Raw genomic sequence first — 24,560 nt, forward strand, 5'->3', positions numbered from 1 at the left:
AACAGCCAGACTGTTCACATGGAGGTTCCTCAGATGTTCGATTTCCACCCCCAGCTCAAGCAGCGCTTCGCTGCCTTGCGCACGGGCGCCGAATTCTTTTCCCTGCGCTACGTGCGCGAGTCCGGCCAGTACCTGTCGGTGCGCAAGAACGTCGCGGAGCCGCCGAGCCTGAGCCGTGACGAAGGCGCGATGCTCACCGTGCGGGTCAATGGCGTCGAGGCTTACGCCGCCACCAACGACCTGTCGCAAAGCGGTCTGCAGGCCGCGCTGCAACGCGCCGAGCAACAGGCCCGGCTGATCGCCGCCCATGCCCTGCTCGACCTGCGCGAACAGGCGGTGTCCAGCGACCGCGGCGACTACTTCTCGCCCAACCTCGACCAGCCCTTTCCCTCCCTGAGCGACTGCTACCAGTTGCTTGGCGACGAGTCCGCGGCCGTGCCCAAGGACGAGCGCCTGGTGAACTGGCAGGTCAGCCTCGGCCTCACCCAGGTCGAACAGATCTACCTCAACAGCGCCGGCGCCGAACTGCGCCAGGCCCAGCGCTTCGTCTACCCGGGCATGGACGTCACCGCCTACGACGGCAGCGACAGCCAGACCCGCAGCCTGGGCCGCGAGAACTTCGGCCAGCAAGGCGGTGCCGACGTGATCAGCCGCTGCGGGCTGATCGGCGCCGGAGCCCAGGTCGCCGACCAGGCGCTGCAATTGCTGCTGGCGCCCAATACGCCCCAAGGCCCGCGCGACCTGTTGCTGATGCCGGACCAGATGATGCTGCAGATCCACGAATCCATCGGCCACCCGCTGGAGCTGGACCGCATCCTCGGCGACGAGCGCAACTACGCCGGCACCAGCTTCGTGAAAAGCAGCGACTTCGGCAGCCTGCAATACGGCTCCAGCCTGCTCAACGTGACCTTCGACCCGGACATTCCCGAGCAGTTGGCCAGCTACGGCCATGACGACGACGGCACGCCCGCCAGCAAGCAGTTCCTGATCAGGCAAGGCCTGCTGCTGCGCCCGCTGGGCGGCGCGCTCTCGCAATTTCGCGCCGGCCTCGACGGCGTGGCCAACAGCCGCGCCTGCAGCTGGAACCGCCCGCCCATCGACCGCATGGCCAACCTCAATATCGAACCCGGCGACCAGCCGCTGGAGAAGCTGATCGGCGGTATCGAGAACGGCATCCTGATGTCCACCAACCGTTCCTGGTCCATCGACGATGCGCGCAACAAGTTCCAGTTCGGCTGTGAATGGGGCCAGTTGATCGAGAACGGCGAACTCAAGGGCGTGGTGAAAAACCCCAACTACCGGGCGATTTCCGCGCACTTCTGGAAAAACCTCAGCGCCGTCGGCGACGCCAGCACCTTCAAGGTCCTGGGCACGCCGAACTGCGGCAAGGGCGAACCGAACCAGGTGATCCGCGTCGGCCATGCCTCGCCGGCCTGTGTGTTCAGCCATGTCGATGTATTTGGAGGAGACGCCTGATGAGTACGTCCCTGAATCAGGCCGAGCAGTTCAAGGCTTTGGTGGACTGGCTGCGCGATGCCGTGCGCGAGCCCGAACAGTTCACCCTGAGCTACGCCGCCGAGTCTTCGCAGTTCATCCGTTTCAACCACGCCAAGGTGCGCCAGGCCGGGCAAGTGCAGCAGGCCAGCCTCGGCTTCAAGCTGATCGACGACGGGCGCCATGCCGACCTCGAGATCACCCTCGCCGGCGACCCGCAAGTCGATGTCCAGCGCCTGGCCGAAGGCCTGCAGCAGTTGCGCGAGACCCTGCCGCTGCTGCCCCGGGACCCGTACCTGCTGCTCAACCCCGATGCCTGGAACACCCACAATGTGCAGGAGCACCCGCTGCCCAGCAGCGAGCAGGTGGTGGCCGAAATCGGCCAGGCTGCCGCCGGGCTGGACCTGGTGGGGTTCTATGCGGCAGGTCCCATCAGCCGCGGTTTTGCCAGTTCCTCGGGAGCCTTTGGCTGGCACCAGGCCAATAGCTTCAACTTCGATTTCAGCCTGTTCCACGAAAATGGCCAGGCCGTCAAAGCCAGCTACGCCGGGCACGAATGGAGCAGCCTGGGTTTTGCCCAGCGCTTCCAGCAGGCCCGGGAACAGCTGGCGTTTCTCGGACGACCGTTGCGCACCCTGGCGCCCGGGCAGTATCGCGCCTACCTGGCGCCAGCGGCCCTGGAAGAAATCATGGGCATGCTGAGCTGGGGCGGGTTTTCCGCGCAGTCCATCGCCAGCAAGCACAGCCCGCTGCAAAAGCTCTATGCCGGCGATGCCAGCCTGAGCCCCCTGGTGTCGCTGGACGAGCAGGTCAGCGGCTCGTTGAGCCCGGCGTTTTCCGATGAAGGCTACCCGCGCAGCGACCTGTCGCTGATCGCCGGCGGCGTCGCCCAAGGGCAACTGATCAACTCGCGCAGCGCCGCCGAATACAGCCTGGCCACCAACGGTGCCGGCAGCGGCGAATACCCCAGCGCGTTGAACATGGCGCCCGGGCAGTTGTCGCAGCAGGAGATTCTCAAGCAACTGGGCACCGGCCTGTACATCAGCAACCTGTGGTACCTGAACTACTCGGACCAGCCGGCGGCGCGCCTGACCGGCATGACCCGCTTCGCTACCTTCTGGGTGGAGAACGGCGAGATCCAGGCTCCGGTCAGCACCATGCGTTTCGATGACAGCGTCTACAGCCTGCTGGGTTCGCACCTGGAAGGCCTGACCCGGGAGCGCGAGCTGCTGCTGTCGGCCAGTACCTACAGCCAGCGCCAGACCGCCTCGGCGCAATTGCCGGGCGCACTGGTGAGCCGGCTGACGTTGACCTTGTAACCGCTGTCGCACGCAAATCTCGCTCCTACGGGATGGCGTCTGTAGGAGCGAGGCTTGCCCGCGATGCGGTTGCAGGGGGGATAGGTGTTCACAACAAGAAAGAGGTCCCATGCCCAACCGTGCCGAACTTGACGCCACCACCGCCCGCTGGCTGCCGTGGGTGGTGGCCATCGCCTTTTTCATGCAATCCCTCGACGGGACCATCCTCAATACCGCCCTGCCGGCCATGGCCCGCGACCTGGCGGAAGATCCGTTGCGCATGCAGGGCGTGGTCATCGCCTACATGCTCACCGTGGCGCTGCTGATCCCGGCCTCGGGCTGGATCGCCGACCGTTTCGGCACCAAGAAGATCTTCTTCGGCGCCATCCTGCTGTTCAGCATCGGCTCATTGCTCTGTGCCCTGTCCAACTCCCTGAGCATGCTGGTCGGCGCCCGGGTGATCCAGGGCCTGGGCGGCGCCCTGATGCTGCCCGTCGGCCGGCTGGTGGTGCTGCGCGCCTACCCGCGCTCGGAACTGGTGCGGATCATGGGTTTCATCACCATTCCCGGGCTGCTCGGCCCGCTGATCGGCCCGACCATGGGCGGCTGGATGGTGCAGTACCTGACCTGGCACTGGATCTTCCTGATCAACCTGCCGGTGGGCGCGATCGGCTGTTATGCCGTTTGGAAGTTCATTCCCGACCTGCGCGGCAACGAGCGCACGCGTTTCGACGGCCTGGGCTTTTTGCTGTTCGGCGCGGCGATGGTGCTGATCACCATCGCCATGGAGGGCCTGGGCGAACTGCACCTGCCGCACCTGCGGGTGATGTTGCTGCTGTTCGGCGGCCTGGCCTGCCTCGCGGCCTACTGGCTGCGGGCCGGGCATATCGACAACCCGCTGTTCGCGCCTTCGCTGTTCAAGGTGCGGACCTTTGCCGTAGGCATCCTCGGCAATCTGTTCGCCCGCCTCGGCAGCGGCGCCCTACCGTTCCTGGTGCCCTTGCTGCTGCAAGTGGCCCTCGGTTATTCACCGTCCCAGGCCGGGATGAGCATGCTGCCGCTGGCCGCAGCGGCGATGCTCGCCAAGTCCATCGCCCGTCCGCTGATCGAACGCCTGGGCTACCGCATCGTCCTCACCGGCAACACCCTGGCGCTGGGGATCATGCTCGCCAGCATGGGTCTAGTGACGGAACAGACGCCCTACCCGCTGCTGCTGGGCATGCTGGCGGTGCTGGGGGCGATCAACTCGCTGCAGTTCACGGCGATGAACACCGTGACCCTGATCGACCTCGACGACGCTTCCGCCAGCAGCGGCAACAGCCTGCTGTCGGTGGTGGCGCAACTGTCCCTGAGCCTGGGGGTGGCCTGCGCCGGCGCGCTGCTCGGCGGCTTCACCGCCGAAGTCGGCAACGATGGCGTGAACACCGTGCTCGGCGCCTTCCAGCTGACCTTCCTCACGGTGGGGATCATGGCAATGCTGGCGGCGGCGATCTTCCTGCAGCTGTCGCCCAGGGACGGCCGACGGGCGAAGAAGGTCCAGGAGCATATCGAGCACTGAGCCGCATCGGATAAAACATGCAGCTCGATTGACGTCGGCTGCGCCGCCGATCGCAGCCTTCGGCAGCGGCAACAGGAGCGAGCGATGGCTCGCTCGTCCAGAAATTGCAGGTAAAGGGAGCGGGACTGATACACTGCGCGACATTTTGTTTTGCAGGCCCGTCCCGTGACCACCATTGCCACCGCTTTTAATACTTTGCCGCTGTCCGCCGCCATGCTGGCTAACCTCGACTCACTCGGTTATGCCCAGATGACGCCGGTCCAGGCGCAAAGCTTGCCGGTGATCCTCAAGGGGATGGACCTGATCGCCCAGGCCAAGACCGGCAGCGGCAAGACCGCCGCGTTCGGCATCGGCCTGCTGAACCCGATCAATCCGCGCTACTTCGGTTGCCAGGCCCTGGTGATCTGCCCGACCCGCGAGCTGGCCGACCAGGTGGCCAAGGAAATCCGCCGCCTGGCCCGCGCCGAAGACAACATCAAGGTCCTGACCCTGTGCGGCGGCGTGTCCTTCGGCCCGCAGATCGCCTCGCTGGAACACGGCGCGCACATCATCGTCGGCACCCCGGGCCGTCTGTCCCAGCACCTGCGCAAGGGCTCGCTGAAACTCGACGGCCTCAACACCCTGGTCCTCGACGAAGCCGACCGCATGCTGGACATGGGCTTCTACGACCCGATCGAAGAAATCATCGCCTACACCCCCGAGCGCCGGCAGACCCTGCTGTTCTCCGCCACCTACCCGGTGGGCATCAAGCAGTTGGCCTCGAAGTTCATGCGCGACCCGCAGCAGGTGAAGGCCGAAGCCCTGCACGCCGACAGCCAGATCGAACAGCGTTTCTACGAGATCTCGCCGGAAGAACGCATCGACGCGGTGGTCAAGGTGCTGAACCACTTCCGTCCAGAGTCCTGCGTGGCCTTCTGCTTCACCAAGCAGCAGGTCCAGGAAACCGTCGACCACCTGACCGCCAAGGGCATGTCCGCGGTGGGCCTGCACGGCGACCTGGAACAGCGCGACCGCGACCAGGTATTGGCGATGTTCGCCAACCGCAGCACCTCGGTGCTGGTGGCCACCGATGTGGCCGCCCGCGGCCTGGACATCGATGCCCTGGACATGGTGATCAACGTCGAGCTGGCGCGGGATTCGGAGATCCACATCCACCGCGTCGGCCGCACCGGCCGCGCCGGCGAGAAGGGCCTGGCGGTCAGCCTGGTGGCGCCGTCCGAGGCGCACCGCGCCCAGGCCATCGAGCAATTGCAGAAGTCGCCCTTGAACTGGGAACAGATCGACAGCCTGAAATCCCAGGGCGGCGGCCCGCTGCTGCCGGCCATGAGCACCCTGTGCATCGGCGCCGGGCGCAAGGACAAAGTGCGTCCGGGCGACATCCTCGGCGCCCTGACCGGTGAAGCCGGCATCCCCGGCACCCAGGTCGGCAAGATCGCGATCTTCGACTTCCAGGCCTATGTCGCCGTGGACCGCGGCATTGCCAAGCAGGCCCTGCAACGCCTGAACAGCGGCAAGATCAAGGGCCGTTCGCTGCGCGTGCGCATCCTGTAATACCACCGCGGCCAATGCCTGCTCTCCCGTAGGAGCGAGGCTTGCCCGCGATCAAGGCACCGCGGTCTGCCAGGTACAACCGCATCATCGTTTATCGCGGGCAAGCCTCGCTCCTACGGGAACGGGGTTGCCTCGACACTTGTGTGAGGACACCGTTTTGCGCTCTACCGAAGTCGTGATCATTGGCGCTGGCGCCGCAGGGTTGATGTGCGCGCTGACCGCGGCCGGCCGTGGCCGCCAGGTGCTGCTGCTGGACCACGCCAACAAGGCCGGCAAGAAGATCCTCATGTCCGGCGGTGGGCGCTGCAACTTCACCAATATGTACACCGAGCCGGGCAATTTCCTCTCGCACAACCCGCATTTCTGCAAGTCGGCCCTGGCCCGCTACACCCAGTGGGATTTCATCGGCCTGGTGGCCAAGCACGGCGTGCCGTACCACGAGAAAAAACTCGGCCAGCTGTTCTGCGACAACAAGTCCAGCGACATCCTCGGCATGCTGCTCGACGAGTGCGACCAGGTCGGCGTCCAGCTGCACCTGGACACCTCGATCCAGCAGATCGAGAAGCTCGACAGCGGCTACCTGCTGGAAACCACCCTCGGCCAGCTCCAGTGCCAATCCCTGGTGATCGCCACCGGCGGCCTGTCGATTCCGACCCTGGGCGCCACCGGCTTCGGCTATCAGGTGGCCAAGCAGTTCGGCCACGAGCTGCTGCCGACCCGCGCGGGCCTGGTGCCGTTCACCATCACCGACCAGCTCAAGGAGCTGTGCGGCGAGCTGTCCGGTACCTCGGTGGACTGCCTGGTGAGCTGCAACGACATGAGCTTTCGCGAGAACATCCTGTTCACCCACCGAGGCCTGAGCGGTCCGGCGATCCTGCAGATTTCCTCGTTCTGGGAATCCGGCGACACGGTGGAGATCAACCTGCTGCCGGACCACGACGCCGCAAGCTGGCTGCAACAGCAACAGGCCGAACGCCCGAACAGCGAGCTGAAGACCCTGCTCGGCGAGATCTTCACCAAGAAGATGGCCGGCCTGCTGGCGGACAACTGGTTCGTCTCCAAACCGATGAAGCAGTACACCCACGCCGAACTGGCGCAGATCGCCGAGCAACTGGCGTGCTGGAAAGTGGTCCCGGCCGGCACCGAGGGTTATCGCACCGCCGAAGTGACCCTGGGCGGCGTCGACACTCGCGAGGTATCGTCCAAGACCATGGAGTCGCTGAAGAGCCCGGGGCTGTATTTCATCGGCGAGGTGCTGGACGTCACCGGCCACCTGGGCGGCTTCAACTTCCAGTGGGCCTGGGCCTCCGGCTACGCGGCCGCGCAGTACGTCTGATCCGCCGGCATTCGCCTGGCCTGTAGCCGCTGCCCCTGGAGCCGCAGAACCGGCCACTGCGGTGGGACAGGCCGAACACGGTCGCCTGTTATGCGGTCGCTGCGCGCCCGATCGCAGCCTCGCGGGGCTCGGCAGCGGCTACAAGGCTTCCCCGTATCCTGTAGCCGCTGCCGAAGGCTGCGATAGGTCCGCAGGACCTCGGGGCGCCAGATCGCTGCGCCCCTTCGGGTCGATCGCAGCCTTCGGCAGCGGCTACAGGTACCGATGAACATCAGCGGGAACAGAATTTGCCGTCGGATGTGACGACCCCATTGCGCGGTCGTCAATACTGGCTCAATTTAGCGGCATCGCCCCGGAAGGCTTTCTCACTTCATGTCATCGACCAGCTTTCGTCAGTCACTGCGGCGCCTTTGGGCGCTGGATAAATTCAGCTACAGCGTGCGGGTGTTCATCGCTCTGACCGGGAGCATGGCGCTGTGCTGGTACCAGGACGAAATGGCCTTGCTGATCCCCTTGTTCCTGGGGATTATCGCCAGCGCCCTGGCCGAGACCGACGACAGCTGGCAAGGCCGGATCAATGCCCTGGCCGTGACCCTGGTGTGTTTCAGCGTCGCTGCCCTTTCCGTCGAACTGTTGTTCCCCTACCCCTGGATCTTCGTCATCGCCCTGGCGCTGGCCAGCTTCGGCCTGACCATGCTCGGCGCCCTGGGCGAACGTTATGGGGCGATTGCCTCGGCGACCCTGATCCTGTCGGTCTACACCATGATCGGCGTGGACCAGCGCGGCGGCGCCGTCACCGACTTCTGGCACGAACCGCTGCTGTTGGTGGCCGGCGCCGCCTGGTACGGCCTGCTGTCGGTACTCTGGCAGGCGATGTTTTCCAACCAGCCGGTGCAGCAGAGCCTGGCGCGCCTGTTCCGCGAGCTGGGCTATTACCTCAAGCTCAAGTCGTCGCTGTTCGAGCCGATCCGCCAGCTGGACGTGGAAGCGCGCCGGCTGGAACTGGCACAGCAGAACGGCCGGGTAGTGGCGGCCCTGAACGCCGCCAAGGAAATCATCCTGCACCGGGTCGGCAACGGCCGGCCGGGCTCCAAAGTCAGCCGCTACCTGAAGCTGTACTTCCTCGCCCAGGACATCCACGAACGCGCCAGCTCGTCCCACTACCCCTACAACGCCCTGGCCGATGCGTTCTTCCACAGCGACGTACTGTTCCGCTGCCAGCGCCTGCTGCGCCAGCAGGGCAAGGCTTGCCGGGCCCTGGGCGAATCCATCCAGCTGCGCCAGCCCTTCGTCTACGACGCCAGCTTCGCCGAGGCCCTGAGCGACCTGCACGCCTCCCTGGAACACCTGCGCATCCAGAGCAACCCGGCCTGGCGCGGCCTGCTGCGCTCGCTGCGGGCACTGGCCGCCAACCTCGGCACCCTCGACCGCTTGCTCAGCGACGCCAGCAACCCCGACGCCCTCGCCGACGCCACCGACAGCAGCCTGCTGGACCGTTCACCGCGCAACCTCAAGGACGTCTGGACCCGCCTGCGCACCCAGCTGACCCCGACATCGCTGCTGTTTCGCCACGCCCTGCGCCTGCCCCTGGCCCTGAGCATCGGCTACGGCATGGTGCACCTGATCCACCCCTCCCAGGGTTACTGGATCATCCTCACCACCCTGTTCGTCTGCCAGCCGAACTATGGCGCCACGCGGCGCAAGCTGGGCCAGCGGATCATCGGCACCGCCATCGGCCTGGTGGTCGCCTGGGCACTGTTCGACCTGTTCCCCAGCCCGCTGGTGCAGTCGCTGTTCGCGATTGCCGCCGGGGTGGTGTTCTTTACCAACCGCACCACCCGCTACACCCTGGCCACCGGCGCCATCACCATCATGGTGCTGTTCTGCTTCAACCAGGTGGGCGACGGCTACGGGCTGTTGCTGCCGCGCCTGTTCGATACCCTGCTGGGCAGCCTGATCGCCGGCCTGGCGGTGTTCCTGTTCCTGCCGGACTGGCAGGGCCGACGCCTGAACAAGGTGCTGGCCAATACCCTGACCTGCAACAGCATCTACCTGCGGCAGATCATGCAGCAGTACGCGGCCGGCAAGAGCGACGACCTGGCTTACCGCCTGGCCCGGCGCAACGCCCACAACGCCGACGCGGCGCTGTCCACCACCCTGGCCAATATGCTGATGGAGCCTGGGCATTTCCGTAAGGAAGCGGACGTGGGCTTTCGCTTCCTGGTGCTCTCGCACACCCTGCTCAGTTACCTCTCCGGCCTCGGCGCGCATCGGGAAACCCAGCTGCCGGCGGAAGTCCGCGAGCACCTGATCGGCGGGGCCGGGGTCAGCCTGGCCAGCAGCATCGATGAAATCGCCCAGGGCCTGGCGAGCAAGCAGCCGGTGGCGATCCAGAGCGATGCCGAAGAGGCCCTGGCCAATGAGCTGGAGCAGATGCCGGACGAGATCGATGAAGGCCAGCGGCTGGTGCAGACCCAACTGGCGCTGATCTGCCGCCAACTGGGCCCCTTGCGGACCCTGGCGGCGCATCTGATCAAGGCGGCCTAAGAGCAGCTGCAAGCTTCGAGCTTCAAGCTGCAAGACGGGTGCGGACTGCCTTGCTTGTAGCTTGTAGCTTGCCGCTGCCCCCCTTACATCCCATGCTGGCGCAGCAAGCGGTCGTAGCTGCCGTCGGCTTTCATCGCCTCGATCTCTCGATCGAACCCCGCCACGATCTGCGCATGCGCGGGGTTCTTCAGGCTGACCAGGATATGCAGGCCGTTCTCGCTCAGGGAATTGGGCAGGAACTCCACCGCGTTACGCACCCGCGGCGACTCCCGCGCCAGGTAATAGCGGGCAACGTACTCGTCCTCCAGGGTCAGCTTGACCCGGTCGGCTGCCAGCATGCGCACCGCCATCGCGAAGTTGTGCACCAGGACCTTCTGCAGTTCTGGATCGCTGTCGAAATCGGGGGAGTAGGCATAACCGCGCACCACCGCGATGGGGTACTGGTGCAGTTGCTTGAGGTTGGTGTATTCGATGGGGGCATCCTTGCGCCGGATGAAGCGCACCCGATTGACCAGATACTCCGAGGAGAATTGCCCCAGCTGGGTGCGGGCCTCATTGAACCAGGCATTCACCAGCACGTCGTAACGCCCCTCGCCGACGCCAAGCAAGGCCCGCGCCCAGGGCACCTGTTCGAACTCGCTGGCATAACCGGCCCGGGCCAGCGCGGTGCTGACGATGTCGGTGGCCAGCCCGCCGTTGACCAGCGTCGCATCCGTGAAGGGCGGCCAGACGTCGGCGACCAATCGCAATTTTTCCGCATAAGCGCTCTGGCCCAGCAACAGCAATCCGATCAAAGCAAAGGCTCGATGCAATCGCGGCATGCTAAAAGATCCTTAGCGGGCGGACAGCCCTGCGTGTTTTTTTGCCCAGACTCGAGGTTCTCCGGCCGGCGGACGGCCACGACCCAGCCCCTAACAGTAGCTTATGGGTGCCACTGCACAGCGCTTCAGCGCAGATTACACAAAGAAGACCACCACGAACCAATGCGATGATGGCATTTTGACCTACCTCACAGAAACGCCACTCCAGCGCCAGACAAGACAAGCCACCCGCCAGGCGCTTAACATCCGGGCACCGCTTTCCAAAGGATGAAACGATGACAATCGAATGGGTCTGCAAACACCACACCGATCTGGGCAAGGAGCAGCTGTACGCGATCCTGCAGTTGCGTACCGAAGTCTTCGTGGTCGAGCAGAAATGTGCCTACCAGGAAGTCGATGGCCAGGACCTGGAAGGCGACACCTGCCACCTGATGGCCTGGGACGATGACCAGCTGGTGGCTTATCTGCGCCTGCTCGACCCGACCTCCCAGGGCGGCGATGTGGTCATCGGCCGCGTGGTGATCGCCCCGCAAGCGCGGGGCAAGGGGCTGGGCCACGAACTGATGGAGCACGCCCTGAAACAGGCGCAGAAACGCTGGCCGCAGATGCCGATCTATCTGTCGGCCCAGGCGCATTTGCAGGGGTATTACGGGCGCTACGGCTTCAACGTCGTGGGCGAGGAGTACCTGGAAGACGATATCCCGCATATCGGCATGCGCCGGGCCTGAGAACGCTATCGCGAGCAAGCTCGCTCCTACAGGGACGGCACAAAGCCTGTGGGAGCGAGCTTGCTCGCGATAGGATCGACAGGCTGCCGAGCTCCCTCAGGGATACTCCAACACCGTCTTGATCCGCGACAGGTTCGCCTCGATCCAGCCCTTGTCGATCGCACCCCAGCTTTTGATCCGATAGCTGCCGGCATGATTGCGCGCGCCGTCCTGTTGCTCGAACTCACAGACGATATCCAGATCCGCCAGGGCGGCGATGGTGTCCTGCGCCGTGCGCCGCGGCATGCCGGTGGCCTCGGTCAGGGCCGGGACATTGCTGGCCAGGCCGCTGTCGATCAGGTACGCCACATACAGCCGGCGGTAAAAGCTGCTCTTGGTCTTGCTCACGTCCATTGCCCGTTCCTTGTACAGGGTTACTCGGAACCACCCGCCCTGGCTTGCAGGTCGCGCCAGGTCAGGTAGACCCGCAAGTCGAATTCCAGTTGGTGATAGCCCGGCAGCATGTGCTCGCAGAGCTTGTAGAACGCCTTGTTGTGCTCGCTTTCCTTGAAGTGCGCCAGCTCGTGGACAACGATCATGCGCAGGAACTCCGGCGCCGCCTCCTTGAACAGCGAAGCGATGCGGATTTCCTTCTTGGCCTTGAGCTTGCCGCCCTGGACCCGCGAGATCGTGGTGTGCAGGCCCAGGGCGCGGTGCGTCAGGTCCAGGCGGTTGTCGAACAGCACCTTGTCGATGGCCGGGGCGTTGCGCAGGTACTCCTGCTTCAACTCCAGGGCATAGCCGTACAGCGCCTTGTCACTCTGCACCCCGTGCTTGCCGGGGTACCGCTGGCTCAGGTAATCGCCCAGCCGCCCTTGCGCAATCAGCTGGCGCACTTGCTCTTGCAGGGTGGCGGGATAGGCCTGGAGGTATTTCAACGCGGTCATGGGACGGCAACGCAATCACGAAAGGCCGCCAGTGTAGCGAATTCAACCCGGCAACGCGCTCCAGTCGAAAGGCTCGGCAAAGCGCTCGGCATCCGCGGCGATCAACGGCCGGGCCACCAGGAAGCCCTGCACGTACTCGCAGCCGTTGGCCTGCAGCCAGCGGTACTGCTCCAGAGTCTCCACGCCCTCGGCGATCACCAGCACGCCGAACGCCTTGCACAGGTCGATCACGCAGCGCGCCAGCGCCGCATCCCGTGCCGAATCCGGCAACCTGGCGATCAGGTGACGGTCGAGCTTGAGGGTATCGAGCTGCAGATCCCGCAGGTGGGCCAGCGAACAGGCGCCCGAACCGAAGTCATCCAGCGCCACCCGCACCCCGAGACTGCGCAACAGGCGCAGCTGCTTGCGCGACTCGTCGAGGTTCTGGGTCAGGGCGTCTTCGGTGATCTCGACCTCCAACTGCCGAGGTTCCAGGCCATGGCGTTCCAGGACCTGGCGCAGTTCGGTGGCGAGGTTCGGCATGGCGAACTGGGTGCCGCTCAAGCTCACGCCCAGCACGGTCTGCTCGGCGAACAGCGTTTTCCAGGACGCCCGCTGGCTCGCACTCTGCTGATAGATCCAGCTCCCCAGGCGGCTGATCAGCCGCGCCTCCTCCAGCAGCGGCAGAAACAACCCCGGCGGCACATCGCCGACACTCGGATGCCGCCAGCGCAACAGGGCTTCGAAACCGCGCAGGCGCCCATCGGCAATCGCCACCTGGGGCTGGTACACCAGGTTGAACTCCTTGTGCTCGACCGCGCTGCGCACGCTTTCCTCGAGCATCAGCCGCGAACGGGCACGGCCGTTCATTTCGTGGTCGTAATAACGATATTGCTGGCGCCCGGCACGCTTGGACTCGTACATGGCGATGTCCGCCGCGCGCATCAGGCCATCCAGGTTGGAACCGCAATCGGGGTAGATGGCGATACCGATACTGGCCCCCAGCGCGACCTCCAGGCCATCGAACTGCTGACAGATCGATATGCGCTCGATGAGCTTCTCGGAAATCTTCGCCGCCTGTTCCGGAAACTCCAGCTCCAGCAAAGCGGTGAACTCATCGCCGCCTATGCGCGCCAGGATGTCGAAGGAACGCAGGCAGGCCTTTATCTGTTCGGACACCCAGCGCAGCACCCGGTCCCCGGCGTCATGCCCCAGGGAATCGTTGACCCGCTTGAATCCGTCCAGGTCCAGGTACAGCAGCACCAGCGACCTGTCGGAGCGCTCGCTGCGCAACAACAGGCTTTCCACGGTCTGGTAGAAGCCACGACGGTTGAGCAGGCCGGTCAGCGGGTCGGTCACTGCCTGGTATTCCAGTTGCTGGTGCAGATGACGGACTTCCGACATGTCGAGCAAGGTCACCACCATCGCCTTCTGCTCGCTCGGCAGCGGCGCACAGGACAACGCCACCGACACCTGCTGGCCCGCAGCCGTACGCAACGTGGCGTCGTGCAGGCGGTAGGTCTCGCCCTTGCGATAGCTGGCATACAGCTCGGATTCGGCCCACTGCGGCACATGGGGCTTTTGCAGATAGTCGAGCAGCCACGCCCCCTCCAGCTCATTCACCGGAGCGTTGAGCAAGCGGGAAATCGCCGGGTTGGCAAAGCGGATGACCCCGCCCTCATCCACTACCAGAATCCCCTCCGCGGCGTTGTCCAGCACCGAGGCATTGAAGGCCCTGGCACTCTCCAGGTCATGGCTCAGGCGCTGCAGTGCGCGGCGATTGCGCTGCTGCTCCAGTAGCGCCTGCACCTTGGGCTTAAGGATCTGCGGATCGAACGGCTTGAACAGATAATCCACCGCGCCGCTGGCGTAGCCCTTGATCACCGCGTCCTTGGACTGCTCGTTGGCGGTGAGGAAAATGATCGGGGTCAGCCGGGTTCGCTGGCTGCCGCGCATCAGGCGGGCGACTTCGAAACCGTCCATTTCCGGCATCTGTACATCCAGCAACACCAGATCGATGTCGTGTTCCAGTAACAGACCCAGGGCCTCGACACCCGAGGCGGCGGTCATGACCTGCCAGTCGTGGCGCTGCAGGAGTGCACGCATGCTGAGCAGATTTTCGGGGTAATCATCAACAATCAGTAAGACCGAGCGGGCTTCACCTGGCCGAGTTTGCGCGCATTCCATGCTGCTTCTCTTGTCTGTGTAGGGTCGGCCTGCGAACAAGACCGGACAAATACTGAGACTTCACTCTAGACCTGGATCCAATAAAGCAGAAGCTGTCACAGCGCCATCATTTAGCCAAAGCCCGAGGCACCCGACTAACGGTCAGCCCCATAGCTGCTGAAACCGGTGGAGGCGTTTTTTTCGACAGATGGTTGACGCCAATTATCCGCCGGACGGGCATTAACAAAAGTCCCTTCTACGCTTATAAAGATCGCCTTCAAAAGCGCAGGCTAAAGCCTTTGTCGGTTTTTTATCCGGCATCAAATCGGGAAGCTTTGACTATGATCGACCTCGCAACCTGGAATCTGAGCATTCCCGAAGGCAGTCCACCGGCGACTATCGACACCCCCCGACTGGTGGATGGCTTCAAGGATCAATATTTCCATTCCGACACCGGCACCCTGTTCTTCTGGTCGCCCGTCACCGGCTCCCGCACCGCCAACGCCATCTACCCACGCAGCGAACTGCGTGAAACCTACTCCAACGGCACCCTGAAGAACTGGACCTACCCGGAAGCCGACAACCTGCTCTACGCCACCCTGGCGGTGAACCAGGTGCCGTCCTCGGGCAAGATCGTCATCGGCCAGATCCACGCCTACAACAGCACCAAGCCCCTGGTGAAGGTCGAGTACCAGTACAAGACCACCACCCAGAGCGGCAACATAGTCGCCAAGGTCCGCATGCATCCGGACGATACCGATAGCCGGGTGATCATCGTCGCCGAAAACGTGCCGCTGGACCGCGAGTTCTCCTACCTGATCCACCTGAGCCCGGGCGGTGCCCTGGGCGTCAGCGCCGCAGGCTATCAATGGGACACCCAGCTCAGCAGCACCTGGCGCGACAAGCCGCTGTACTTCAAGGCCGGGGTGTACGTGCAGGACAACACCGGCTACACCACCGAAGGCGGCAAGGTGACCTTCTACAAGCTGGATATCGATCACAACGAAACCTGATCTTCTGTAGGAGCGAGGCTTGCCCGCGATAGCGGTCTGCCTGGCGACATCCATGGCGAATGTCAGGCCCTCGTCGCGGGCAAGCCTCGCTCCTGCACGATGAGGTGTTTGCCACAGGCACAAAAAAGCCCGCATCGCTGCGGGCTTTTTCGTTCAACACAAAGGCTTAGTTGACCTTGGCGTTCAGCTCACCTTTGAGGTAACGCTGGAACATCGCTTCCAGGGAGATCGGCTTGATCTTCGAGGCGTTGCCAGCGGTGCCGAAGGCTTCGTAACGGGCGATGCACACGTCACGCATGGCGGTCACGGTGGCGCCGAAGAACTTGCGCGGGTCGAACTCGCTCGGGTTGGTGGCCATCAGGCGACGCATCGCACCGGTGGACGCCAGGCGCAGGTCGGTGTCGATGTTGACCTTGCGCACGCCGTACTTGATGCCTTCGACGATTTCTTCAACCGGCACGCCGTAGGTTTCTTTGATGTCGCCGCCGTACTGGTTGATGATCGCCAGCCACTCTTGCGGAACCGAAGACGAACCGTGCATCACCAGGTGGGTGTTGGGGATGCGCTTGTGGATCTCTTTGATGCGGTCGATGGCCAGTACGTCGCCGGTAGGCGGCTTGGTGAACTTGTAGGCACCGTGGCTGGTACCGATGGCGATGGCCAGGGCATCGACCTGGGTCTTCTTGACGAAGTCCGCGGCCTCTTCCGGGTCGGTCAGCATCTGGCTGTGGTCCAGCACGCCTTCGGCGCCGATGCCGTCTTCTTCACCAGCCATGCCGGTTTCCAGGGAACCCAGGCAGCCCAGCTCGCCTTCCACCGAAACGCCGCAGGCGTGAGCCATGGCCACGGTCTGCTGGGTCACGCGAACGTTGTACTCGTAGTCGGTCGGGGTCTTGCCGTCTTCACCGAGGGAGCCGTCCATCATGACCGAGGAGAAGCCCAGCTGGATCGAACGCTGGCAGACGTCAGGGCTGGTGCCGTGGTCCTGGTGCATGCACACCGGGATATGCGGGAATTCTTCGATCGCCGCCAGGATCAGGTGGCGCAGGAAAGGCGCGCCGGCGTATTTGCGGGCACCGGCCGAAGCCTGGACGATCACCGGAGAGTCAGTCTTGTCAGCTGCTTCCATGATGGCGCGCATCTGTTCAAGGTTGTTGACGTTGAAGGCTGGAACGCCGTAGCCGAATTCGGCTGCGTGGTCCAGCATCTGGCGCATGCTGATGAGTGCCATTGTGTGTATCTCTCCCGGTCGAGGGTCGTTAATCGTGCAAGCCTGCCGTAGCGGCGGCTGCTATTCAAGTGATTGCAGATCGGGGGTCAGCCCGGCCTGCCGGCATTATTACTACTGTAGGAGCGAGCTTGCTCGCGATGGGCTTCGGGACAACGCGATCATCCAGACGGATGGCGTTATCGTTGACGATCATCGCGAGCAAGCTCGCTCCTACAGGCCTACGGCGCTTTACAGCCGCGGCCGATCAAATCGTTGGTGGCGACCCAGTAAACCAGGCCTTCGTCACCTTTTTCGTGAAACGCCAGCATGTCGTTGCTGTACAGCGAACCGGAACCGCTCGGCTCCAGCTTCAGGCGATAGACCTGATCGGCCCCGCCCAACCGCACATCGACTTCCTTGCGGCTGCTGTCGGTGTAGCGCCAGACCACTTGCGCCTGGCTGTCGCATACCCAGGTCGTCCAGTTGTCCGTCTCGGCCGGCTTGAACAGGTCGAAGTTGGCGCAACCTGCCAGCAATCCCAGCGCAGCCACGGCGATAAAGCCTTTCATCGGTGTTCCTCGGCTGACGGCCCACGGCCGCCAGCACAACGCGTTATCGAATCAGACCCGTCAAGGGCAACCATGTTCCTTGGCCTTGGCTGGAGTCTCGTACTTGTCCAGACCATCGGGTCCCATGCGCTTGTTGATCACAGGCGCAGTCTCGGCCTGCCAGTCGGCCTGATAGCAACCTCTCTCAGGCTCTCCCGACTCGGGCTCCGGCTGGGCCGGATGGCTGCCGCAACCGGCCAGCAAGCCCGCAACGATCAACAGCGGTAACGTCTTGACCATATGAACACTCCTTTGCCTGGCCATCGGGACTTCAGGCTTTGGCCCGGCTTTCCAGGACTTCGACCGCCGGCAGCACCTTGCCCTCGACGAATTCGAGGAAAGCGCCACCGCCGGTAGAAATGTAGGAGATTTGCTCGGCCACGCCATATTTATCGATGGCCGCCAGGGTGTCGCCGCCGCCGGCGATGGAGAACGCCGCGCTCTCCGCGATGGCCTGGGCCAGCACCTTGGTGCCGTTACCGAACTGGTCGAACTCGAACACGCCGACCGGACCGTTCCACAGGATGGTCTTCGACGACTTCAGCAACTCGGCGAAATTCGCCGCAGTTTGCGGGCCGATATCCAGGATCATGTCGTCGGCCGCCACCTCGGCAATCAGCTTGACGGTGGCGGTCGCGCTTTCGGCGAACTCCTTGGCCACTACCACGTCCACCGGCAGCGGCACGCTGACCTTGGCGGCGATGGCGCGCGCGGTATCCAGCAGGTCCGGCTCATACAGCGACTTGCCGACCGGGTGACCGGCAGCGGCGAGGAAGGTGTTGGCGATGCCGCCACCGACGATCAGTTGGTCGCAGATCTGGCTCAGGCTATTGAGGACGTCGAGCTTGGTCGACACCTTGGAGCCGGCGACGATGGCCGCCATCGGCTTGGCCGGGGCGCCCAGGGCCTTGCCCAACGCGTCCAGCTCGGCGGCCAGCAGCGGGCCGGCAGCGGCGACCTTGGCGAACTTGGCCACGCCGTGGGTCGAACCCTCGGCGCGGTGCGCGGTGCCGAAGGCGTCCATCACGAACACGTCGCACAGGGCGGCGTATTGCCGGGCCAGTTCGTCGGCGTTCTTTTTCTCGCCCTTGTTGAAGCGCACGTTCTCGAACAGCACGATGTCGCCGGCCTTGACGTCGACGCCGCCCAGGTAGTCGGCCACCAGCGGCACTTCACGACCCAGGGCACGGCTCAGGTAGTCGGCCACTGGCTTGAGGCTGTTCTCGGCGGAGAACTCGCCTTCGGTCGGACGGCCGAGGTGCGAGCAGACCATCACGGCCGCGCCTTTTTCCAGGGCCAGCTTGATGGTCGGCAGCGAAGCCAGGATACGCGCATCGCTGGTGACAACACCGTCCTTGACTGGGACGTTGAGGTCTTCGCGGATCAGTACGCGCTTACCTTGCAGATCGAGGTCGGACATCTTCAACACGGTCATGGGTCGCAATTCCTGGGTTACTGTTTTTTTGGAAACGGGAAGTTAAGAGACAGCTTTGGGTGCGGCTGTTTGCAGATAGTGTCCTGCAACGTCCAGCATTCGGTTGGCAAACCCCCATTCGTTGTCGAACCAGGCCAGGATGTTCACCAGCCGCGGGCCGGAAACACGGGTCTGGCTGGCATCGACGATCGCCGAATGCGGATCATGGTTGAAATCACAACTGGCGTGCGGCAACTCGGTATAGGCCAACAGGCCCTTGAGCGGACCGCTGGTGGCGGCCTCGCGCAGGATCCGGTTGACTTCGCCGGTGTCGGTATCGCTCACGGTCTGCATCGTGATGTCGAGGCAGGACACGTTGACGGTCGGCACGCGCACAGCTTTGGCCTGAATTCGCCCGGCAAGTTCCGGCAGCAGCCGTTCGATACCGCGCGCCAGACCAGTGGACACCGGGATCACCGACTGGAACGCCGAACGGGTGCGGCGCAGGTCTTCATGGTGATAGGCGTCGATCACCGGCTGGTCGTTCATCGCCGAGTGGATGGTGGTGATCGACACGTATTCCAGACCAATGGCCTGGTCCAGCAGGCGCAACAGCGGCACGCCGCAGTTGGTGGTGCAGGACGCGTTGGACACCAGCAGCTCGGCGCCGGTCAGGCAGTCCTGGTTGACGCCGTAGACGATGGTGGCGTCGACATCCGCCTCGCTGGCCATCGGCTGGGAAAACAGCACCCGCGGCGCACCGGCGTCGAGGAAACGCTGGCCGTCTTCACGGGTGTGATAGGCGCCGGAGCATTCGAGCACCAGATCGACGCCCAGGGACGCCCAATCGATGCCTTCGGGGGTGGCACTGCGCAAGACCTTCACGCAGTTGCCATTGATATGCAGACAGTCGCCGTCGACCTTCACTTCGCCGGGAAACCGGCCGTGGGTGGAGTCGAAGCGTGTCAGGTATTCCACGCTGGCCATGTCGGCCAGATCGTTGATCGCGACAATCTCGAACCCGGCCGCAGCCCCCCGTTCGAACAGGGCACGCAAGACACAACGACCGATCCGGCCGTAGCCGTTGAGTGCAACTTTGTAGGGACGCGGTTGAGGCATGGGGTTCTCGTTAGCCGACAACTTCATGAGCGATACAAAACCATTGTAGGAGCGAGCTTGCTCGCGATGGGCTTCAGGACGACGCGGTTATCCAGATAGCCAGCGTTATCGTTGACGACTATCGCGAGCAAGCTCGCTCCTACAAAGTGATGCGGCGACCAGAGGCCGCCGCATTCGCGCTTTTTTAGTCTTCCAGCAGCTCTTCGGCCTGACCCAGGATGTTTTCCAGGGTGAAACCGAACTCTTCGAACAAGGCCGGCGCAGGCGCCGACTCGCCGTAGGTGGTCATGCCGATGACGCGACCTTCCAGGCCGACGTACTTGTACCAGTAGTCCGCGTGAGCGGCCTCGATGGCGATACGCGCGCTGACCTGCAGCGGCAGGACCGACTGCTTGTAGCCGGCGTCCTGGGCATCGAACACGCTGGTGCATGGCATGGACACCACGCGCACCTTGCGGCCCTGCTCGGTCAGCTTGTCGAAAGCCTGCACCGCCAGGCCGACTTCTGAACCGGTGGCGATCAGGATCAGCTCAGGCTCGCCTGCGCAGTCCTTGAGCACGTAGCCGCCACGGCTGATTTCGGCGATCTGCACGGCATTGCGGGTCTGATGCTGCAGGTTCTGGCGGGAGAAGATCAGCGCCGAAGGACCGTCCTTGCGCTCGATTGCGTTTTTCCAGGCCACCGCCGATTCCACGGCATCGGCTGGACGCCAGGTGTCGAGGTTCGGGGTGCAGCGCAGGCTGGCGATCTGCTCGATCGGCTGGTGCGTCGGGCCGTCTTCGCCCAGACCGATGGAGTCGTGGGTGTAGACATGGATTACGCGCTGCTTCATCAGGGCCGACATGCGTACCGCGTTGCGCGCGTATTCCATGAACATCAGGAAGGTCGCGCCGTAAGGCACCAGGCCGCCGTGCAGGGCCACGCCGTTCATGATGGCGGTCATGCCGAACTCACGAACGCCGTAGTACATGTAGTTGCCGCTGGCATCTTCGGCGCTGACGCCCTTGCAGCCTTTCCACAGCGTCAGGTTGGAACCGGCCAGGTCAGCCGAACCGCCGAGGAATTCCGGCAGCAGCGGGCCAAACGCGTTCAGGGCGTTCTGGCTGGCCTTACGGCTGGCGATGGTTTCGCCCTTGGCCGCGACTTCGGCGATGTAGGCATCGGCCTTCTCGGAGAAATCGGCCGGCAGGTCGCCGCTCAGGCGACGCACCAGTTCGTTGGCCAGCTCAGGGAATTCGGCGGAGTAGGCGGAGAAACGCTGGTCCCACTCGGCTTCGACGGCGCGACCGGCTTCCTTGGCATCCCATTCGGCATAGATGTCGGCCGGGATTTCGAACGGGCCGTGGTTCCACTTCAGCGCGGCGCGGGTCAGGGCGATTTCCTCGGCACCCAGTGGCGCGCCGTGGCAGTCTTCCTTGCCTTGCTTGTTCGGCGAGCCGAAACCGATGGTGGTCTTGCAGCAGATCAGGGTCGGCTGCTCGCTTTTGCGCGCGGTGTCGATCGCGGTCTTGATCTCTTCCGGGTCGTGACCGTCGACGTTGCGGATCACCTGCCAGTTGTAGGCTTCGAAACGCTTTGGCGTGTCGTCGGTGAACCAGCCTTCGACTTCGCCGTCGATGGAGATGCCGTTGTCATCGTAGAAGGCAATCAGCTTGCCCAGGCCCAGGGTGCCGGCCAGGGAAGCGACTTCATGGGAAATGCCTTCCATCATGCAGCCATCGCCCAGGAACACGTAGGTGTGGTGGTCGACGACGTTGTGGCCGGGACGGTTGAACTGCGCCGCCAGGACCTTTTCCGCCAGGGCGAAGCCCACGGCGTTGGCCAGGCCTTGGCCCAGCGGGCCAGTGGTGGTCTCGACGCCCGGGGTGTAGCCGAATTCCGGGTGGCCCGGGGTGCGGCTGTGCAGCTGGCGGAAACTCTTCAGGTCATCGATGGTGACGTCGTAGCCGGTCAGGTGCAGCAGCGAGTAGATCAGCATCGAGCCGTGGCCGTTGGACAGCACGAAGCGGTCACGGTCGGCGAAGGATGGATTGCTCGGGTTGTGCTTCAGATAGTCACGCCAAAGTACTTCGGCGATATCCGCCATCCCCATGGGGGCGCCGGGATGGCCGCTGTTGGCTTTTTGCACGGCATCCATGCTGAGGGCACGAATGGCGTTGGCACGCTCACGACGGCTTGGCATCGCTGATCTCCTGGGGGTTATCTAAGTCGGGTTGAATAAAAACGAATCGGAAAAAGGCGTGCATTTTCCCTCAGCCGGTAGGCGGGGGCAATGACAGATAATGACTCTGGCGCGTTTTTCCGGTCGATAAAGGGGCAATCGCCTGATGAAACCATTCCGCAGTTCGTTTGTAGAACACAGGGACCTGCGTTAAGTGCCACCTATCGACCAATATCAAAACTTTTTGATATTGGTCTTGCGAGGTTGGGGGTGCGTCACTAGACTGCTGGCCTTATGAATTTACGCGCGCCCTCCATGAAGCATGATGACTGCGACGAGCTGGCGGCCCTGTGCAAGGCCGGCGGCGATCCGCTGCGGCTGAATGTATTGCGCGCGCTGGCCAACGACTCGTTCGGCGTACTGGAACTGGCACAGATCTTCGCCATCGGCCAATCCGGCATGAGCCACCACCTGAAGGTCCTGGCCCAGGCCGACCTGGTGGCAACCCGCCGCGAAGGCAACGCGATCTTCTACCGGCGCGCCCTGCCCCACACCGAACTGCTGGGCGGCAGGCTGCACGCCGCCCTGCTGGATGAAGTGGACAACCTGACGCTGCCCGGCGAAGTGCAATCGCGTATCGGCCTGGTGCACCGCCAGCGGGCGGCCGCCAGCCAGGACTTTTTCTCACGGGTCGCGGAGAAGTTTCGCGCCCAGCAGGACCTGATCGCAGGACTGCCCCAGTACCGCGAAAGCGTGCTGGCGCTGCTCGACAAGCTGAACTTCACGGACACCGCCACGGCGATCGAAGTCGGCCCCGGGGATGGCAGTTTCCTGCCGGAACTGGCCCGTCGTTTCGCCCGGGTGACCGCGCTGGACAACAGCCCGGCCATGCTCGAACTGGCACGCCAGGTCTGTGAACGCGAAACGCTAGCTAACGTCAGCCTGCAATTGGCCGATGCACTGAATGGCGTGAGCCTGGCGGCCGACTGCGTGGTGCTGAACATGGTCCTGCACCATTTCGCCGCGCCAGCCGATGCGCTAAAACGCCTGGCCGGCTTGCTGCAACCGGGCGGCAGCCTGTTAGTGACAGAGCTGTGCAGCCACAACCAGAGTTGGGCCAGGGAGGCCTGCGGTGATCTCTGGCTGGGGTTTGACCAGGATGATCTGGCCCGCTGGGCCACCGCTGCGGGACTGGTTCCCGGAGAAAGTCTGTATGTAGGTTTACGTAATGGTTTCCAGATCCAGGTCCGCCACTTTCAGCGACCGGCTGGCGACACTCACCATCGGTAAATTTTAGGAAACCGTCGAGATGAGCGAATACTCCCTTTTCACCTCCGAGTCCGTGTCTGAAGGGCATCCGGACAAAATCGCCGACCAGATTTCCGATGCGGTGCTGGACGCCATCATTGCCCAGGACAAGCACGCCCGCGTAGCGGTGGAAACCCTGGTCAAGACCGGTGTGGCCATCGTCGCCGGCGAAGTCACCACCTCGGCCTGGGTTGACCTGGAGCAGATCGTTCGTGACGTGATCACCGACATCGGCTACACCAGCTCCGACGTCGGTTTCGACGGCGCGACCTGCGGCGTGATGAACATCATCGGCAAGCAGTCCCCCGACATCAACCAGGGTGTCGACCGCGCCAAGCCTGAAGACCAGGGCGCCGGCGACCAGGGCCTGATGTTCGGCTACGCCAGCAACGAAACCGATGTGCTGATGCCGGCCCCGATCACCTTCTCGCACCAACTGGTGCAGCGCCAGGCCGAAGCCCGCAAGTCCGGCCTGCTGCCGTGGCTGCGTCCGGATGCCAAGTCCCAGGTCACCTGCCGCTACGAAGGCGGCAAGGTGGTCGGCATCGACGCCGTGGTCCTGTCGACCCAGCACAACCCTGACGTGTCGTACAAAGACCTGCGCGAAGGCGTGATGGAACTGATCGTCAAGCACGTGCTGCCGGCCGAACTGCTGTCCAAGGACACCCAGTTCCACATCAACCCGACTGGCCAGTTCATCATCGGCGGCCCGGTCGGCGACTGCGGCCTGACCGGTCGCAAGATCATCGTCGACAGCTACGGCGGCATGGCCCGTCACGGCGGCGGCGCGTTCTCCGGCAAGGACCCATCGAAGGTCGACCGTTCGGCCGCCTATGCCGGTCGTTACGTGGCCAAGAACATCGTCGCCGCCGGCCTGGCCGAGCGCTGCGAGATCCAGGTGTCCTACGCCATCGGCGTGGCGCAACCGACTTCGATCTCGCTGAACACCTTCGGCACCGGCAAGATCAGCGACGACAAGATCATCAAGCTGGTGCGCGAAGTGTTCGACCTGCGTCCGTACGCGATCACCACCATGCTCGACCTGCTGCACCCGATGTACCGCGAAACCGCGGCCTACGGCCACTTCGGCCGTACCCCGCAAACCAAGACCGTGGGTGATGACACCTTCACCACCTTCACCTGGGAAAAGACCGACCGCGCCGAAACCCTGCGCGCCGCTGCCAACCTGTAATCCCGGCAGCGCTTACCCAAGCCCCGCACGGCTCGCCTTGCGGGGCTTTTTTGTGGCTGAAGGTTTCATGATTTGCAGGGCGCTCCTACGGGGTCAGTCTGATTCCCAGGGGTATAAGCCGGATCGCGAAA

The 24,560-nt window shown here is 63.8% G+C and carries 20 protein-coding genes; 10 read left to right on the forward strand and 10 right to left on the reverse strand.

Going from position 1 to position 24,560, the window contains the following annotated elements:
• The first annotated feature begins 33 nt into the window (after positions 1-33).
• From J4E58_RS13490 to yccS, 6 genes are all read left to right on the forward strand, one after another.
• Positions 34-1,476, forward strand: a complete 1,443-nt coding sequence (locus tag J4E58_RS13490; RefSeq protein WP_087089500.1) for a TldD/PmbA family protein — start codon at positions 34-36, stop codon at positions 1,474-1,476.
• Positions 1,476-2,813 carry a TldD/PmbA family protein gene (locus J4E58_RS13495; protein ID WP_087089502.1) on the forward strand — a complete coding sequence of 446 codons (1,338 nt, stop codon included), beginning with the start codon at positions 1,476-1,478 and terminating at the stop codon, positions 2,811-2,813. The genes J4E58_RS13490 and J4E58_RS13495 overlap by 1 nt, the downstream gene beginning before the upstream one ends.
• A gap of 16 nt (positions 2,814-2,829) precedes the next feature.
• Positions 2,830-4,350, forward strand: coding sequence for a multidrug transporter subunit MdtD (gene mdtD / locus J4E58_RS13500; RefSeq protein ID WP_331459910.1), 1,521 nt, complete (start codon positions 2,830-2,832; stop codon positions 4,348-4,350).
• A gap of 213 nt (positions 4,351-4,563) precedes the next feature.
• Positions 4,564-5,901: an ATP-dependent RNA helicase DbpA gene (gene dbpA / locus J4E58_RS13505; protein ID WP_238437657.1), complete on the forward strand. Its 1,338-nt coding sequence runs from the start codon at positions 4,564-4,566 to the stop codon at positions 5,899-5,901.
• A gap of 157 nt (positions 5,902-6,058) precedes the next feature.
• Positions 6,059-7,237: an NAD(P)/FAD-dependent oxidoreductase gene (locus J4E58_RS13510; protein WP_087089506.1), complete on the forward strand. Its 1,179-nt coding sequence runs from the start codon at positions 6,059-6,061 to the stop codon at positions 7,235-7,237.
• A 372-nt stretch (positions 7,238-7,609) separates the two neighbouring features.
• A complete protein-coding gene (gene yccS / locus J4E58_RS13515) occupies positions 7,610-9,784 on the forward strand; it encodes a YccS family putative transporter (protein ID WP_087089508.1) in 2,175 nt (724 codons plus the stop codon).
• Positions 9,785-9,867: 83 nt separating this feature from the next.
• On the opposite strand, the gene J4E58_RS13520 is transcribed toward yccS, so the two are convergent.
• Positions 9,868-10,605, reverse strand: a complete 738-nt coding sequence (locus J4E58_RS13520; protein ID WP_007922297.1) for an ABC transporter substrate-binding protein — start codon at positions 10,603-10,605, stop codon at positions 9,868-9,870.
• Between the two features lie 275 nt (positions 10,606-10,880).
• Here J4E58_RS13520 and J4E58_RS13525 point away from each other — a divergent pair, with 275 nt between their 5' ends.
• On the forward strand, positions 10,881-11,333 hold the full coding sequence (locus J4E58_RS13525; protein WP_087089510.1) for a GNAT family N-acetyltransferase: 453 nt from the start codon (positions 10,881-10,883) through the stop codon (positions 11,331-11,333).
• Positions 11,334-11,429: 96 nt separating this feature from the next.
• Here the strand turns inward: J4E58_RS13525 and J4E58_RS13530 are convergent, their stop codons facing one another.
• From J4E58_RS13530 to J4E58_RS13540, 3 genes are read right to left on the reverse strand one after another with little or no spacing between them, the layout of a single operon-like run.
• The gene (locus tag J4E58_RS13530) at positions 11,430-11,726 is read right to left on the reverse strand and encodes a helix-turn-helix domain-containing protein (RefSeq protein WP_007922307.1); all 297 of its coding nucleotides are present in this window, start codon (positions 11,724-11,726) and stop codon (positions 11,430-11,432) included.
• Positions 11,727-11,746: 20 nt separating this feature from the next.
• A complete protein-coding gene (locus tag J4E58_RS13535; RefSeq protein ID WP_007922309.1) occupies positions 11,747-12,259 on the reverse strand; it encodes a M48 family metallopeptidase in 513 nt (170 codons plus the stop codon).
• A gap of 42 nt (positions 12,260-12,301) precedes the next feature.
• Positions 12,302-14,425: a bifunctional diguanylate cyclase/phosphodiesterase gene (locus J4E58_RS13540; RefSeq protein ID WP_087089512.1), complete on the reverse strand. Its 2,124-nt coding sequence runs from the start codon at positions 14,423-14,425 to the stop codon at positions 12,302-12,304.
• 320 nt (positions 14,426-14,745) lie between these two features.
• Here J4E58_RS13540 and J4E58_RS13545 point away from each other — a divergent pair, with 320 nt between their 5' ends.
• On the forward strand, positions 14,746-15,417 hold the full coding sequence (locus J4E58_RS13545; RefSeq protein ID WP_087089514.1) for a polysaccharide lyase family 7 protein: 672 nt from the start codon (positions 14,746-14,748) through the stop codon (positions 15,415-15,417).
• Positions 15,418-15,583: 166 nt separating this feature from the next.
• On the opposite strand, the gene fba is transcribed toward J4E58_RS13545, so the two are convergent.
• From fba to tkt, 6 genes are all read right to left on the reverse strand, one after another.
• Positions 15,584-16,648 carry a class II fructose-bisphosphate aldolase gene (gene fba / locus J4E58_RS13550; protein ID WP_003229012.1) on the reverse strand — a complete coding sequence of 355 codons (1,065 nt, stop codon included), beginning with the start codon at positions 16,646-16,648 and terminating at the stop codon, positions 15,584-15,586.
• 218 nt (positions 16,649-16,866) lie between these two features.
• On the reverse strand, positions 16,867-17,196 hold the full coding sequence (locus tag J4E58_RS13555) for an MliC family protein (protein WP_007922315.1): 330 nt from the start codon (positions 17,194-17,196) through the stop codon (positions 16,867-16,869).
• Between the two features lie 60 nt (positions 17,197-17,256).
• Positions 17,257-17,475: a hypothetical protein gene (locus tag J4E58_RS13560; RefSeq protein ID WP_053262948.1), complete on the reverse strand. Its 219-nt coding sequence runs from the start codon at positions 17,473-17,475 to the stop codon at positions 17,257-17,259.
• A 31-nt stretch (positions 17,476-17,506) separates the two neighbouring features.
• A complete protein-coding gene (locus J4E58_RS13565) occupies positions 17,507-18,670 on the reverse strand; it encodes a phosphoglycerate kinase (protein WP_062824365.1) in 1,164 nt (387 codons plus the stop codon).
• 42 nt (positions 18,671-18,712) lie between these two features.
• Positions 18,713-19,768 carry an erythrose-4-phosphate dehydrogenase gene (epd, locus tag J4E58_RS13570; protein WP_053281234.1) on the reverse strand — a complete coding sequence of 352 codons (1,056 nt, stop codon included), beginning with the start codon at positions 19,766-19,768 and terminating at the stop codon, positions 18,713-18,715.
• 184 nt (positions 19,769-19,952) lie between these two features.
• Complete coding sequence (tkt, locus tag J4E58_RS13575) at positions 19,953-21,950, reverse strand: transketolase (protein WP_007922335.1); 1,998 nt, start codon at positions 21,948-21,950, stop codon at positions 19,953-19,955.
• Positions 21,951-22,223: 273 nt separating this feature from the next.
• Here tkt and J4E58_RS13580 point away from each other — a divergent pair, with 273 nt between their 5' ends.
• Together J4E58_RS13580 and metK are read left to right on the forward strand one after the other, a co-directional pair.
• Positions 22,224-23,219 carry a metalloregulator ArsR/SmtB family transcription factor gene (locus J4E58_RS13580; RefSeq protein WP_087089516.1) on the forward strand — a complete coding sequence of 332 codons (996 nt, stop codon included), beginning with the start codon at positions 22,224-22,226 and terminating at the stop codon, positions 23,217-23,219.
• A gap of 19 nt (positions 23,220-23,238) precedes the next feature.
• Entirely contained in the window at positions 23,239-24,429 is a 1,191-nt protein-coding gene (gene metK / locus J4E58_RS13585; protein WP_009045984.1) for a methionine adenosyltransferase, read from the forward strand.
• Positions 24,430-24,560 lie beyond the last annotated feature (131 nt).

The sequence above is a fragment of the Pseudomonas sp. FW305-25 genome, from assembly GCF_017351415.1.
GTDB lineage: Bacteria > Pseudomonadota > Gammaproteobacteria > Pseudomonadales > Pseudomonadaceae > Aquipseudomonas > Aquipseudomonas chlororaphis.

Bases quoted from the DNA above. Each gene is read 5' to 3' on its own strand.
- fba (WP_003229012.1), bottom strand. From the start codon at position 16,648: ATGGCACTCATCAGCATGCGCCAGATGCTGGACCACGCAGCCGAATTC.
- tkt (WP_007922335.1), bottom strand. From the start codon at position 21,950: ATGCCAAGCCGTCGTGAGCGTGCCAACGCCATTCGTGCCCTCAGCATG.
- metK (WP_009045984.1), top strand. From the start codon at position 23,239: ATGAGCGAATACTCCCTTTTCACCTCCGAGTCCGTGTCTGAAGGGCAT.
- J4E58_RS13520 (WP_007922297.1), bottom strand. From the start codon at position 10,605: ATGCCGCGATTGCATCGAGCCTTTGCTTTGATCGGATTGCTGTTGCTG.
- J4E58_RS13545 (WP_087089514.1), top strand. From the start codon at position 14,746: ATGATCGACCTCGCAACCTGGAATCTGAGCATTCCCGAAGGCAGTCCA.
- J4E58_RS13490 (WP_087089500.1), top strand. From the start codon at position 34: ATGTTCGATTTCCACCCCCAGCTCAAGCAGCGCTTCGCTGCCTTGCGC.
- J4E58_RS13555 (WP_007922315.1), bottom strand. From the start codon at position 17,196: ATGAAAGGCTTTATCGCCGTGGCTGCGCTGGGATTGCTGGCAGGTTGC.
- J4E58_RS13580 (WP_087089516.1), top strand. From the start codon at position 22,224: ATGAATTTACGCGCGCCCTCCATGAAGCATGATGACTGCGACGAGCTG.
- J4E58_RS13565 (WP_062824365.1), bottom strand. From the start codon at position 18,670: ATGACCGTGTTGAAGATGTCCGACCTCGATCTGCAAGGTAAGCGCGTA.
- J4E58_RS13560 (WP_053262948.1), bottom strand. From the start codon at position 17,475: ATGGTCAAGACGTTACCGCTGTTGATCGTTGCGGGCTTGCTGGCCGGT.
- yccS (WP_087089508.1), top strand. From the start codon at position 7,610: ATGTCATCGACCAGCTTTCGTCAGTCACTGCGGCGCCTTTGGGCGCTG.
- dbpA (WP_238437657.1), top strand. From the start codon at position 4,564: ATGCTGGCTAACCTCGACTCACTCGGTTATGCCCAGATGACGCCGGTC.
- J4E58_RS13525 (WP_087089510.1), top strand. From the start codon at position 10,881: ATGACAATCGAATGGGTCTGCAAACACCACACCGATCTGGGCAAGGAG.
- J4E58_RS13535 (WP_007922309.1), bottom strand. From the start codon at position 12,259: ATGACCGCGTTGAAATACCTCCAGGCCTATCCCGCCACCCTGCAAGAG.
- J4E58_RS13540 (WP_087089512.1), bottom strand. From the start codon at position 14,425: ATGGAATGCGCGCAAACTCGGCCAGGTGAAGCCCGCTCGGTCTTACTG.
- epd (WP_053281234.1), bottom strand. From the start codon at position 19,768: ATGCCTCAACCGCGTCCCTACAAAGTTGCACTCAACGGCTACGGCCGG.
- J4E58_RS13495 (WP_087089502.1), top strand. From the start codon at position 1,476: ATGAGTACGTCCCTGAATCAGGCCGAGCAGTTCAAGGCTTTGGTGGAC.
- J4E58_RS13530 (WP_007922307.1), bottom strand. From the start codon at position 11,726: ATGGACGTGAGCAAGACCAAGAGCAGCTTTTACCGCCGGCTGTATGTG.